Origin of the sequence: Streptomyces venezuelae (assembly GCF_008642275.1) — a bacterium.
GTDB classification, from domain to species: domain Bacteria; phylum Actinomycetota; class Actinomycetes; order Streptomycetales; family Streptomycetaceae; genus Streptomyces; species Streptomyces venezuelae_E.
In genome coordinates, this window is sequence record NZ_CP029189.1 from 2,449,840 (window position 1) to 2,463,050 (window position 13,211).

Here is a 13,211-nt window from a genome sequence, read left to right on the forward strand (position 1 = left end):
CCGCGTCACGACGCCACGGCCCCACCCTTCAGCAGGGCCGCCCCCAGCGGGGTCACGGTGTGCAGCACCGCGTTCCCCCGCCGCAGCGTGGTCACCAGCCCCGCCTCCCGCATCACGCAGGCGTGCTGGCTCGCAGAGGCCAGCGACACCCCGGCCCGGCGGGCCAGCTCGCTGGTGGTCGCCCCGTCCCCTATGGCCCGCAGCACCACCGACCTCGTGTGCCCCACCAGCTTGCCCAGCGTGCGCTGGCGCTGCTCCTCCACGGGCCGGGCCGCCTCGCCGCCCGCCGGCGCCGAGGCCAGCTGCGCCGCCGCCGGATAGACCAGCACCGGCGGCAGCTCCGGGTCGTGCAGGGTCACCGCGGTGCGCCGGCAGAAGAAGGACGGCTGGAGCAGCAGCCCGCGCCCCCGCAGCCGTACGTCACGGTCCACCGGGTAGTCGCACTCCAGTACCGGCGCCCGCCAGCGCAGCATCGGCGGCAGCGAGTCCAGCAGCTCGTCCGCGCCGCCGTCCAGCAGGGCCCGCCCGCGCGCGGCGCGCTCGGCCTCGATCTGGGCCTGGATGTGCGTCCAGTAGGGCTCCACGGCGGCCCGGTGGTACGCGCGGAGCTCGCCCATGAGCCGCGGCAGCTGTTTGTCACCGGCGTCCATGAACTCCCGTAGCCGCGGTGCCACCGGCGCTCCGGCACCCAGCAGCTGCAGCTCGCGCCGCATCCGCTCGGGGCGGATCCCGCGCAACGCGTCGAGTCCCACGTCCCACCCGTACTGCCCCTCCACAGGGGTCAGGAAATCGGGGAAATAACCACGACTCGGTATGAGCATACCGAGCGTGCGTGTTTCACTATTCAACCTGCTCCGGGTTTCCGTACGCCATTCACCGAACAACCGGGCATCACGCCGGTCTCGTAAGCGGTGAAAGCTCAGAATCGTCTCCCACAACGCATCGGGACGCCCTGCCATCCGTACGCGTGCCAGGTCCACTCCAGTGAAATGGATACGCAGCACCGAACCCCCACCTGTGCAACCGCAATCCCCCCGCCCCATGAGTATGCACGCCGTCACACGTTGTCACCACGCCCTTTCGGCCACAGTTGAAACCCCTTTCGGCGGGGGCGTGACAACCGAAATCCTGTACTCCGCCGGGCACACTCCGGTGCGACCGAAACGCTCCGCGAAGGCCGTGGGGGGCTTTGCGGGGCCTGGCGGTCGGTCGCACCGGGAAGCGCCGACGTGCCCGGCAGAATGACAGCGGCGGTGGACGGGTGGGGATCCGTCCACCGCCTGCTGGCGTAAAGATTTGTTGAACAACAAAAATAGGCGCGCCCGCCCCCGGGCAGTCAGGGAACCCGGGGACAGGCGCGGTCTATGGGGCCCTTGGCGGGCCGTGGGTCAGCGGCTGTCGCTGCCCTTCGCCTCGGCGGCGGCACGGCCGGCCTCCAGGCGCGCCACCGGAATCCGGAAGGGCGAGCAGGAGACGTAGTCGAGGCCGACCTCGTGGAAGAAGTGGACGGACTCGGGGTCGCCGCCGTGCTCGCCGCAGACGCCGAGCTTGAGGTCGGGGCGGGTGGCCCGGCCCTGCTTGACCGCGTGGCGCACGAGGGAGCCGACGCCGTCCTTGTCGATGGTCTCGAAGGGCGAGACCCCGAAGATGCCCTTCTCCAGGTAGGCGGTGAAGAAGCTGGCCTCGACGTCGTCGCGGGAGAAGCCCCACACCGTCTGGGTCAGGTCGTTCGTGCCGAAGGAGAAGAACTGCGCGGCCTCGGCGATCTGGGCGGCCGTCAGGGCGGCGCGCGGCAGCTCGATCATGGTGCCGATGGAGAGCTTGAGGGTGGTGCCGGTGGCGGCCTCGACCTCGGCGATGACCTGGTCGGCCTCCTCGCGGACGATCTCCAGCTCCTGGACGGTGCCGACGAGCGGGATCATGATCTCGACGCGGGGGTCGCCCTTGGCGTTCTTGCGCTCGGCCGCGGCCTCGGCGATCGCCCGGACCTGCATGGCGAACAGGCCGGGGATGACCAGGCCGAGGCGGACGCCGCGCAGACCCAGCATCGGGTTCTGCTCGTGCAGCTTGTGGACGGCCTGGAGCAGGCGCAGGTCGTTCTCGTTGGCGTCCTTGCGGGACTCGGCGAGGGCGACGCGCACCGACAGCTCGGTGATGTCGGGCAGGAACTCGTGCAGCGGCGGGTCGAGCAGGCGGACGGTGACGGGCAGGCCGTCCATCGCCTCGAACAGCTCGATGAAGTCCTTCTTCTGCAGCGGCAGGAGGGCACTGAGTGCCTCGTCGCGCTCGCCGTCGGTGTCGGCGAGGATCAGGCGCTCGACCATCTCACGGCGCTCACCGAGGAACATGTGCTCGGTGCGGCACAGGCCGATGCCCTGGGCGCCGAAGCGGCGGGCGCGCAGCGCGTCCTCGGCGTTGTCGGCGTTGGCGCGCACGCGCAGGCGGCGGACGCGGTCGGCGTAGGCCATGATCCGGTGCACGGCGGCGACGAGCTCGTCGGCGTCGTCGGCGCCGGCGTGCATGCGGCCCTCGAAGTACTCGACGACCGGGGACGGTACGACGGGTACCTCACCGAGGTAGACCTTGCCGGTGGAGCCGTCGATGGAGACGACGTCGCCCTCTTCGATGACCGTCTCGCCGACCGTCATGCGGCGGCGCTTGGTGTCGACGTCGAGCTCCTCGGCGCCGCAGACACAGGTCTTGCCCATGCCGCGGGCGACGACGGCAGCGTGCGAGGTCTTGCCGCCGCGCGAGGTCAGGATGCCCTCGGAGGCGATCATGCCGTCCAGGTCGTCCGGGTTGGTCTCGCGGCGGATCAGGATGACCTTCTCGCCGGAGCGGGACCACTTGACGGCCGTGTAGGAGTCGAAGACGGCCTTGCCGACGGCCGCGCCCGGGGAGGCGGCGATGCCGCGGCCGAGCAGGGTGGTCTTGGCGCCCTCGTCGAAGCGGGGGAACATCAGCTGCGCGAGCTGGTGGCCGCTGACGCGCTGGAGGGCCTCGGCCTCGTCGATCAGGCCCTGGTCCACGAGCTGCGTGGCGATGCGGAAGGCCGCACCGGCGGTGCGCTTGCCGACACGGGTCTGGAGCATCCACAGCTGGCCGCGCTCGATGGTGAACTCGATGTCGCAGAGATCCTTGTAGTGGGTCTCCAGCGTCGTCATGATCGTCATGAGCTGGTCGTACGAGGCCTTGTCGATGGCCTCCAGGTCCGCGAGCGGCACGGTGTTGCGGATGCCCGCGACGACGTCCTCGCCCTGGGCGTTCTGCAGGTAGTCGCCGTAGACGCCCGCGTGGCCGCTGGCCGGGTCACGGGTGAAGGCGACACCGGTGCCGGAGTCGGGGCCGAGGTTGCCGAAGACCATGGAGCAGATGTTGACCGCGGTGCCCAGGTCGCTCGGGATGCGCTCCTGGCGGCGGTAGAGCTTGGCGCGGTCGGTGTTCCACGAGTTGAAGACGGCCTCGACGGCGAGGTCGAGCTGCTCGCGGGCGTCCTGCGGGAAGTCGCGGCCGGCCTGCTTGGCGACGATCTTCTTGAAGCGGGTGACCAGCTTCTTCAGGTCGGCGGCGTCGAGGTCGGTGTCGACGGTGACCTTCTTGGCGGCCTTGGCCTCGTCGAGGGCTTCCTCGAAGAGCTCGCCGTCGACGTCCAGCACGGTCTTGCCGAACATCTGGATGAGGCGGCGGTACGAGTCCCACGCGAAGCGCTCGTTGCCGGCCTGGGCGGCGAGGCCCTTCACGGAGTCGTCGGAGAGACCGATGTTCAGGACGGTGTCCATCATGCCGGGCATCGAGAACTTCGCACCGGAGCGCACGGAGACCAGCAGCGGGTCGTCCGACTGACCGAGCTTCTTGCCCATCTTCACCTCAAGGGCGGCAAGGTGGGCGCTGACCTCTTCGCGCAGCTCGGCCGGGGCCGTGCCGCTCTCGAGGTAGACCTTGCAGGCCTCGGTGGTGATGGTGAAGCCGGGAGGGACCGGCAGACCAAGGTTGGTCATCTCGGCGAGGTTGGCTCCCTTGCCGCCGAGAAGGTCCTTGAGGTCGCGGTTGCCCTCGGTGAAGTCGTAGACGAACTTCTGATCTTTGTTTTCCGACACGGGTCTCGACTCCTCGAGGCTCGGTGGCTGCCCTGACGGCCAGGAACATACCCAGATCGAAGGCTTCTGGGTACGTCCACTTGGTCGTCATACGGCTGTAACCACCCGTGCGCCAGCAGATCGAAAGTAACTCATGGGTAATCAGAAAGTACGAAGAGCCTTCACATCCTGAAGGGTGAGGGGACTCCTGAGGCCTGATCACGCTCGGATGAGCGATCATCGATACCTTTGCCTTCAAGTATTGAAGGCACAAAGGGTGGCACCCAGTGCCACCCTTTGAAAGTCTTACCCGTGATTTCTGCGCTCATCTGAGCGAAACCCTTCCCATGCGTGGCGTATATCACGCACCACGGAGGGCGATTTGTCAGCCTCCGGAGGTGTCCAGTTCAGCGTCCTCGCTCACACCTGCGCAGTCGTACGGGTCCTTCAGCCAGCCGTCCGGCAGGACAACTCGGTTGTTTCCGGACGTCCGGCCGCGGGGCCCGTCCGCACTCTCCGGCCATGCTTGATCCAGATCGAGCTCGCTCAGATGAGCATCCAGCTCGGCCAGGGAGGAGGTGACCGCGAGCTTCTTGCGCATCTCGGAACCCACCGAGAAGCCCTTGAGGTACCAGGCCACGTGCTTACGGAAGTCGATCACCCCGCGCGCCTCGTCGCCGATCCACTCCCCCAGCAGCTGGGCATGGCGGTGCATGGTGGCGGCCACCTCGCGCAGGGTGGGCTTGTGGAAGTCCTCGGGGCGCCCCTCGAAGGCCGCCACCAGGTCGTTGAACAGCCACGGCCGCCCCAGGCAGCCGCGGCCCACGACCACGCCGTCGCAGCCGGTCTCGCGGACCATGCGCAGCGCGTCCTCGGCGCACCAGATGTCGCCGTTGCCGAGCACCGGGATCTCCGGCACGTGCTCCTTGAGCCGGGCGATGGCGTCCCAGTCCGCGGTGCCGCCGTAGTGCTGGGCGGTGGTCCGGCCGTGCAGGGCGATGGCCGTGACCCCCTCCTCCACCGCTATCCGGCCGGCGTCGAGGTAGGTGAGGTGCTCGTCGTTGATGCCCTTGCGCATCTTCATGGTGACCGGCAGGTCGCCGGCGCCGGCGACGGCCTCGCGCAGGATGGCGCGCAGCAGGTTCCGCTTGTACGGGAGGGCCGAGCCGCCGCCCTTGCGGGTCACCTTGGGCACCGGGCAGCCGAAATTGAGGTCGATGTGGTCGGCGCGGTCCTCTTCGACGATCATGCGGACCGCCTTGCCGACCGTGGCCGGGTCCACCCCGTACAGCTGAATCGAGCGAGGCTTCTCGGTCTCGTCGAAGTGGATCAGCTGCATGGTCTTCTCGTTGCGCTCGACCAGGGCGCGGGTCGTGATCATCTCGCTCACGAACAGCCCCTTGCCGCCCGAGAACTCCCGGCAGAGGGTACGGAACGGGGCATTGGTGATGCCGGCCATGGGTGCGAGCACCACCGGGGGCTGCACGGTGTGCGGGCCGATCGCGAGGGGCGGAGGGAGCGTGGTCATCCGCCCATTGTCCCGCATGCCGAGGGGGTGCGGGGGACGTAGCATCGGCGCATGATCGAGCCGAGTCCCCGGCAGCGCATGCTCGTCCTCGCGATCTGCTGCATGAGCCTGCTGATCGTCAGTCTCGACAACACCGTGCTCAACGTCGCCCTGCCCTCGATGCGCCGTGACCTGGACGCCTCGGTCTCGGGGCTGCAGTGGAGCATCGACGCCTACACCCTCGTGCTGGCCTCGCTGCTGATGCTCGCGGGCTCCACGGCCGACCGGATCGGGCGCCGGAAGGTGTTCGTGGCCGGTCTGGTGGCCTTCACCGGCGGTTCGCTGCTCTGCTCGCTCGCCCCCAGCCTCGACTGGCTCATCGTCTTCCGGATGGTGCAGGCGGTGGGCGGCGCCATGCTCAACCCGGTGGCGATGTCGATCATCACCAACACCTTCACCGACCCCGCCGAGCGGGCCCGGGCCATCGGCGTGTGGGGGGCGGTCGGGGGCGTCTCCATGGCGGCGGGGCCGCTGATCGGCGGGGTGCTGGTGGACTCCGTGGGCTGGCGCTCGATCTTCCTGATCAACCTGCCGATCGGTCTGGCGGCGTTCGTGCTGACCCTGAGGCACATCACCGAGTCCCGGGCGGCACGGCCGCGCCGTCCGGACCCGCTGGGGCAGGTGCTGGTCATCGCCCTGCTGGGCAGTCTGACGTACGGGATCATCGAGGCGCCCGCGGCGGGCTGGCGCTCGCCGCTGATCATGGGGTGTGCGGTGGTGGCCGTCGCCGCGTTCCTGGGGCTGCTGATCCACGAGCCCCGCTGCAAGGAGCCGCTGATCGATCTCCGGTTCTTCCGGAGCGCGCCCTTCAGCGGGTCGACCGTGATCGCGATCAGCGCCTTCGCGGGGCTGGCCGGCTTCCTCTTCCTGAACACCCTGTACCTCCAGGACGTACGGGGGCTCAGCGCCCTGCACGCCGGGCTGTACATGCTGCCGATGGCCGGCCTGACCGTGCTGTTCGCACCGCTGGCCGGGCGGCTGGTGGGCAGTCGGGGGCCGCGGATCTGCCTGCTGATCGCGGGGGTGTCGATGGCGGCGAGCGGGCTGCTGTTCGCCCTGTTCGAGGCCGAGACGTCCAACCCGCTCCTGTTCACCGGCTACATGCTCTTCGGGCTCGGTTTCGGCATGGTGAACGCGCCGATCACCAATACGGCGGTGTCCGGGATGCCGCGCTCCCAGGCCGGCGTCGCTGCCGCCATCGCCTCCACCAGCCGGCAGACCGGCGGAACCCTGGGGGTGGCGGTGATCGGCTCGGTGCTGGCGGCCGGGCTGGCGAACGGCTCGGACTTCTCCGGGGCGGCCCAGCCGGCCTGGTGGATCATCACGGTCTGCGGGCTGCTGGTCCTGGTCGTGGGCGCGGCGACGAGCGGCGCATGGGCCCGCGGGACGGCGGAACGGACCGCCCGCACCCTGGAGGACGCGGTCGGCGCCGCTGCCGTGACGGGCTCCCCGCGGGCCTGAGGATCCTGCGCCGGGCGGCTACTCGCCGCAGTCGAAGTCCTCGGCCGAGGTGTTGACCCGGTCGAGGAGGCCGCGCAGGAGCTCGCGCTCGGCGGCCGACAGGCCCGCGAAAATGCCGCTCTCGACCTCGTCGAGGGCGGTGTTCGTCTTGTGGAGGGCCGCTCCCCCGGCTTCGGTGATGGCCACGTTGTGACGGCGGCGGTCGGCCGGGTCACGGCGGCGTTCGGCCAGGCCCTCGCCCTCCAGGTCGTTCAGGATCCCGACGAGCACGCTCGGGTCCACCTCCAGCCGCTCGGCGAGCGCCCGCTGGCTGATGGGGCCGCCCTCCAGGTGCATCAGCGTCATCGCGTGCCGGGGGGTGAGTCCGGCCGCGCCGAGCGCGCGCCTCATCCGCGTCTGGGTGACCGATCCGTGCCAGGCCAGCAGCAGGCCCAGCCGCTGCGGAGGGTGCGGTCCGTCCTGATCTGCCGTCATGGTCCACATCGTAGCAACCGGGAAATGATTGCGTTCGGCATATCGTTGATGCTATTCAATGGTTTCACATCACCGACCGTTGGAGTCCCTCATGTTCATCGCCTATGCCGTCGTCGGCGTCCTGCTCGCCCTCGTCCTCACCGCATCCGCCACCTTCACCCTCCAGCGCAACGACCAGGTCGTGGCGAGCATGCAGAAGGTCCGGGTCCCGGACTCGTGGCTGCCGCGCCTCGCCACGCTCAAGGCCGCGGGTGCGATCGGCCTGGTGGCCGGCCTGTGGGTGACTCCACTCGGCGTGGCCGCGGCGGCCGGCGTGACCCTCTACTTCACCGGCGCGGTCATCAGCCACCTCCGGGTCGGGGACTACGAGCTGGCGCCGGCGGCCGTCTTGACCCTGGTCGCCGCGGCCGCCCTGACGCTGCGGATCCTCGCCTGACACTGACGAGTGACAGATATTGAAATCTGTCACTCGTCATGCCATTCTCATTGCATGACGAAGAACGAGATCACCCCCACGACCGCCGGCCTCCGCACCCTCGGCAGCACCGGCCCCACCGTCTTCCCGCTGGGGCTGGGCTGCATGGGAATGTCCGCCCTCTACGGGGAGGCGGACCGCGCCGAGTCCATCGCGACCATCCACGCCTACCTGGACGCCGCCCCCGACGGCACGCAGACACTGCTGGACACCGGCGACTTCTACGGCATGGGGCACAACGAACTGCTGATCAACGAGGCCCTGCGCACGGCGCCCGCCGGGGCCCGCTCGCGGGCGCTGACCAGCGTCAAGTTCGGCGCGCTGCGTACGGTCGAGGGCGGCTTCGCCGGTTACGACGGCCGGCCGGAGGCCGTCAGGAACTTCCTGGCCTACTCCCTCCAGCGGCTCGGCCGGGACCACATCGACATCTACCGGATCGCGCGGGTGGACCCGGACGTCCCGATCGAGGAGACCGTCGGGGCCATCGCCGAGGCGGTCGAGGCCGGGCACGTGCGCCACATCGGCCTCTCGGAGGTCGGCGCGGACACCCTGCGCAGGGCCGCCGCCGTGGCCCCGATCTCCGACCTCCAGATCGAGTACTCGCTGATCTCCCGCGGCATCGAGGCCGAGATCCTGCCGGCCGCCCGCGAGCTCGGCATAGGGATCACGGCGTACGGGGTGCTGTCCCGCGGCCTGATCAGCGGCCACTTCACCCGCGACCGCGCACTGGCCCCCGGCGACTTCCGCGGCATGAGCCCCCGCTTCCAGGGCGACAACCTCGACCGGAACCTCGACCTGGTGGAGGCGCTGCGCAAGGTGGCCGAGGCCAAGGGCGTGAGCGTCGCCCAGACCGCGATTGCCTGGGTGCTCGCACAGGGGCCGCGGCACGGGGTCGACATCGTGCCGCTGGTGGGCGCCCGGCGCCGAGACCGTCTCGCCGAGGCACTGGGTGCCATGGACATCTCCCTGGACGCCGCCGACCTGGCCGCCGTCGAGGAGGCCGTCCCGGCGGGCGCCGCGGCCGGTGAGCGGTATCCGGCGGCCCAGATGGCCCACCTCGACAGTGAGCACTGAGCTGACGGTACGGTCGTACCCATGCCCCCCGCTGCTGCCGAGCCCCTGACTCCCGAGCGCATCCTCGCGACCACCGAGGAGGTGCTGCGCCGCTTCGGCCCCACCAAGGCGACCGTCGTGGACGTGGCCCGCGCCCTGGGCGTCAGCCACGGCAGCGTCTACCGGCACTTCCCGTCCAAGGCAGCGCTGCGCGAGGCCGTGACGGACCGCTGGCTCGCCAGGAGCGTGGTCATGCTGGAGGAGATCACCTCGGCCCCCACCGGCAGCGCCCCCTCCAAGCTGGAGTCATGGCTGGAGGCCCTCTTCGAGGCCAAGCGCCACAAGGCGGGCGACGACCCGGAACTGTTCGCCACCTACACCGTGCTGCTCGCCGAGAACAGCGGCGTGGTGGACGCGCATCTGACCGAGCTGATCGACCAGCTGGGCCGGATCATCTCCGAGGGCGTCGCGGCGGGCTCGCTCGCCGCCGCCGACGTGCCGGCGGCCGCCCGCGCGGTCTTCGACGCCACCGGCCGCTTCCATGACCCGCAGTACGCGGCCGACTGGCTCTCGCCGACGATCATCACCGAGTTCGAGGCGGTCACCGCCCTCGTGATCCGGGGCCTGCGCGCCTGACGCGGGACCGCCGGCAGCACCCGGAATCAGCCAGTCCGGACAACTTGATGATCATTTTGTGCGCCTTCGGGTTGTTCGCGTCCCGTCAAAGTCCGTACGGTCCCCCTACCGCACGTCATCAGGTACGGCTCAGGGGGAACTTTGTCCACTCCGGCAACTCAAGTCACACAACCGGGACCGCCGAAGCGCTCGGGCATCGCCACCGCCCTCGGCTGGATCCGGACCATCGGGCTCAACGTGATCGCACCGATCATCACGTACAACCTGCTCACCAAGGACCACGGCTGGAGCGAGTTCTCCGCGCTGCTGCTCAGCAGCGCCTGGGCCGTGCTCGACAGCGCCATCAGCGTGGCCTGGCGGCGCAAGGTCGACGAGTTCGCCGTCGTCACCATGGTGTTCCTGGTGATCACGGCCGTCGTCTCGCTCGTCGGCGCACACTCGGCCCGCGCCCTGCTCGTCAAGGACTCGGGGGTCACCGGGCTGTTCGGGCTGCTCTGCCTGGCAACGCTGCTCGCGCCGCGCCCGCTGATGTTCTACTTCGGCCGCAAGTTCGCCACCGACGGCACCCCGGCGAGCACCGCGTGGTGGAACGGCCTGTGGCAGTACGAGGGCTTCCGCACCACCATGAACCGGATGACGCTGGTGTGGGGCCTCACCTACGTCGCCGAGGCCCTCGTCCGCCTGGCCCTCGCCTACATGCTGCCCACCAAGACCATGGTGGTGGTCAGCCCGATCATGATCTACGGGGTGCTCGCCGCACTCGGTGTGTGGACCGCCATGTACGGGAAGCGGTCCCAGGCCGAGGGGGAGCGCCGCGCGGCCGAGGACGCGGCCCGGGCGGCGGCAGCGGCTTCCTGATCCGGCCCCACCCCGCGAAAAGACCGGTGGCCCGGTGCGCACACAGCGCACCGGGCCACCGGTCTTCGTACGGCAGGACCTAGCAGCCGAGCAGACGGCTGCCGAGGTAGGCCTGGATCTGGTCCAGGGAGACGCGCTCCTGCTTCATCGTGTCGCGCTCGCGCACGGTCACCGCGTTGTCGTCCAGGGTGTCGAAGTCGACGGTGACGCAGAACGGCGTACCGATCTCGTCCTGGCGGCGGTAGCGGCGGCCGATGGCGCCCGCGTCGTCGAACTCGATGTTCCAGTTCTTGCGCAGGTCGGCGGCGAGGCCCTTGGCCTTCGGCGACAGCTGCGCGTTGCGGGACAGCGGCAGGACGGCGACCTTGATCGGGGCCAGGCGCGGGTCGAGGCGCATCACGGTGCGCTTCTCCATGACGCCCTTGGCGTTCGGGGCCTCGTCCTCGTTGTACGCGTCGAGCATGAAGGCGAGCATGGCGCGGTTCACACCGGCCGCCGGCTCGATGACGTACGGGGTGTAGCGCTCGCCCGTCTCCTGGTCGTGGTAGGTGAGGTTCGCACCCGAGGCGGCGGAGTGGGCCTTGAGGTCGTAGTCGGTGCGGTTGGCGACGCCTTCGAGCTCGGAGAACTCGTTGCCACCGAAGTTGAAGCGGTACTCGATGTCGGCGGTGCGCTTCGAGTAGTGGGACAGCTTCTCCTTCGGGTGGTCGTACCAGCGGATGTTCTCCTCGCGGATGCCGAGGTCGCGGTACCAGTTCCACCGCTCCTGCATCCAGTACTCCTGCCACTGCTCGTCCTCGCCCGGCTTGACGAAGAACTCCATCTCCATCTGCTCGAACTCGCGGGTGCGGAAGATGAAGTTGCCCGGCGTGATCTCGTTGCGGAAGGACTTGCCCATCTGCGCGATGCCGAAGGGCGGCTTCTTGCGCGAAGTGGTCTGCACCACGGCGAAGTTGGTGAAGATGCCCTGGGCGGTCTCGGGGCGCAGGTAGGCCTTCGAGCCGGTGTCCTGGGTCGGGCCGAGGTGGGTCTCCAGCATGCCGGAGAACTGCTTGGGCTCGGTGAACTGGCCCTTCACACCGCAGTTGGGGCAGTTGATGTCGGCAAGACCGTTGGCGGGCATACGGCCGTGCTTGGCCTCGTACGCCTCCTCAAGGTGGTCCGCGCGGTGACGCTTGTGGCAGGAGGTGCACTCGGTCAGCGGGTCCGAGAAGGTGGCGACGTGGCCGGAGGCAACCCAGACCTCGGGAGCCAGGATCACGGAGGAGTCGATACCGACGATGTCCTCACGCCCGGTGACCATCGCCTTCCACCACTGGCGCTTGATGTTCTCCTTGAGCTCGACACCGAGCGGGCCGTAGTCCCAGGCGGCCTTGGAGCCACCGTAGATCTCACTGCACGGGAAAACGAAGCCACGGCGCTTGCTCAGGCTGACGATGGTTTCGATCTTGTCGGCGGCCACGGTGCTCTCTTCATTACGAGGACGAACGGCGAAGTCTTTAGGTTACCGGCGCCCGCACCCCCCCTTTCAAATCGGTTCCCCTTCCAGGCCGGCCCGCCCGGGCCTCCCACCTGGGTTTTTGACAATCGTTTCCATCTTTGATGAAAATGGATGTCATGAACGTACGACGCCTCATACCCACCGCCGCCCTCGCCGGAGCCGTCGCCCTCGGCGCCACGGCCCTGACCGCCTGCTCCGGAGCCGCTGCCGGTACCGGCGGCGACAAGGACGGCAAGGTCGGCGTGACGGCGGCGTTCTACCCCCTGCAGTTCCTCGCCGAGCAGATCGGCAAGGAGCACGTGAAGGTCGACGGCCTGACCAAGCCCGGCGTCGAACCGCACGACCTGGAGATCACCCCGAAGCAGACCGGGCAGCTCGGCGAGGCCGACGTGGTCCTCTACCTCAAGAGCCTGCAGCCCGCCGTCGACAAGGCCGTCGCCCAGTCCGGCGTGAAGAACGTCGTCGACGCGGCGACCCTCACCGAGCTGGAGGTCCACGGCTCCGCAGGCCACGACCACGGCGCCGAGGAGGGCCACGCCGAGGGCGAGGGCCACGACCACGACCACGGCGAGGGCGGCAAGGACCCGCACGTCTGGCTCGACCCGGTCAAGTACGCGGAGATCGCCAAGGGCGTCGGCGCCGCCCTGGAGAAGGCCGACCCCGGCCACGCCGCGGACTACCGGAAGAACACCGACGAGCTCGTCGGCAAACTGACCGCGCTGGACACCGAGTTCAAGGACGGCCTGAAGAACACGGCCTCCAGGACCTTCATCACCACCCACTCCGCCTTCGGCTACCTCGCCGAGCGCTACGGCCTCGACCAGGAGGGCATCTCCGGCGTCGACCCCGAGTCCGAGCCGAGCCCGGCCCGGATGAAGGATCTTCAGGCCGTCGCGAAGAAGGACAATGTCACCACCGTGTTCTTCGAGACCCTGGCCAGCGACAAGACGGCCAGGACCCTCGCGACGGACACCGGCCTGCGGACCGATGTCCTGGACCCGCTCGAAGGAATCACCGACGCCTCCCAGGGCGCTGACTACTTCGAGGTCATGCGGTCCAACCTGAAGAACCTCCAGAAGGCGCTCGGAGCCAAGTAGATGACAGCAGCAA

At 69.2% G+C, this 13,211-nt stretch carries 11 protein-coding genes; 6 read left to right on the forward strand and 5 right to left on the reverse strand.

Going from position 1 to position 13,211, the window contains the following annotated elements; genetic code table 11:
- Window positions 1–5: 5 nt before the first annotated feature.
- From DEJ51_RS10500 to dusB, 3 genes are all read right to left on the reverse strand, one after another.
- On the reverse strand, window positions 6–1,004 hold the full coding sequence (locus DEJ51_RS10500; protein WP_150257359.1) for an ArsR/SmtB family transcription factor: 999 nt from the start codon (window positions 1,002–1,004) through the stop codon (window positions 6–8).
- A 384-nt stretch (window positions 1,005–1,388) separates the two neighbouring features.
- Window positions 1,389–4,097: a pyruvate, phosphate dikinase gene (gene ppdK / locus DEJ51_RS10505; protein WP_150257360.1), complete on the reverse strand. Its 2,709-nt coding sequence runs from the start codon at window positions 4,095–4,097 to the stop codon at window positions 1,389–1,391.
- A 364-nt stretch (window positions 4,098–4,461) separates the two neighbouring features.
- Window positions 4,462–5,622 carry a tRNA dihydrouridine synthase DusB gene (dusB, locus tag DEJ51_RS10510; RefSeq protein WP_150257361.1) on the reverse strand — a complete coding sequence of 387 codons (1,161 nt, stop codon included), beginning with the start codon at window positions 5,620–5,622 and terminating at the stop codon, window positions 4,462–4,464.
- Window positions 5,623–5,655: 33 nt separating this feature from the next.
- On the opposite strand from dusB, the gene DEJ51_RS10515 reads away from it, so the two are divergent.
- The gene (locus tag DEJ51_RS10515; protein WP_150257362.1) at window positions 5,656–7,104 is read left to right on the forward strand and encodes an MFS transporter; all 1,449 of its coding nucleotides are present in this window, start codon (window positions 5,656–5,658) and stop codon (window positions 7,102–7,104) included.
- 18 nt (window positions 7,105–7,122) lie between these two features.
- Here DEJ51_RS10515 and DEJ51_RS10520 read toward each other — a convergent pair whose 3' ends face one another.
- The gene (locus tag DEJ51_RS10520; RefSeq protein WP_190620298.1) at window positions 7,123–7,578 is read right to left on the reverse strand and encodes a MarR family winged helix-turn-helix transcriptional regulator; all 456 of its coding nucleotides are present in this window, start codon (window positions 7,576–7,578) and stop codon (window positions 7,123–7,125) included.
- Between the two features lie 91 nt (window positions 7,579–7,669).
- Between DEJ51_RS10520 and DEJ51_RS10525 the strand changes: the two genes are divergently transcribed.
- The 4 genes from DEJ51_RS10525 to DEJ51_RS10540 all read left to right on the forward strand — a co-directional run bounded on the left by DEJ51_RS10525 (window position 7,670) and on the right by DEJ51_RS10540 (window position 10,600).
- Window positions 7,670–8,014 (forward strand): DoxX family protein, encoded by a 345-nt coding sequence (locus tag DEJ51_RS10525; protein WP_150257363.1) that lies wholly within the window; start codon window positions 7,670–7,672, stop codon window positions 8,012–8,014.
- Window positions 8,015–8,068: 54 nt separating this feature from the next.
- Window positions 8,069–9,127, forward strand: coding sequence for an aldo/keto reductase (locus DEJ51_RS10530; protein ID WP_150257364.1), 1,059 nt, complete (start codon window positions 8,069–8,071; stop codon window positions 9,125–9,127).
- Between the two features lie 21 nt (window positions 9,128–9,148).
- Window positions 9,149–9,742, forward strand: a complete 594-nt coding sequence (locus DEJ51_RS10535; protein WP_150257365.1) for a TetR family transcriptional regulator — start codon at window positions 9,149–9,151, stop codon at window positions 9,740–9,742.
- A gap of 237 nt (window positions 9,743–9,979) precedes the next feature.
- Window positions 9,980–10,600 (forward strand): VC0807 family protein, encoded by a 621-nt coding sequence (locus DEJ51_RS10540; RefSeq protein WP_223835751.1) that lies wholly within the window; start codon window positions 9,980–9,982, stop codon window positions 10,598–10,600.
- A gap of 79 nt (window positions 10,601–10,679) precedes the next feature.
- Here the strand turns inward: DEJ51_RS10540 and DEJ51_RS10545 are convergent, their stop codons facing one another.
- On the reverse strand, window positions 10,680–12,062 hold the full coding sequence (locus DEJ51_RS10545) for a glycine--tRNA ligase (protein WP_150257367.1): 1,383 nt from the start codon (window positions 12,060–12,062) through the stop codon (window positions 10,680–10,682).
- A gap of 155 nt (window positions 12,063–12,217) precedes the next feature.
- Between DEJ51_RS10545 and DEJ51_RS10550 the strand changes: the two genes are divergently transcribed.
- Window positions 12,218–13,198: a metal ABC transporter substrate-binding protein gene (locus DEJ51_RS10550; RefSeq protein ID WP_150257368.1), complete on the forward strand. Its 981-nt coding sequence runs from the start codon at window positions 12,218–12,220 to the stop codon at window positions 13,196–13,198.
- Window positions 13,199–13,211: the final 13 nt, after the last annotated feature.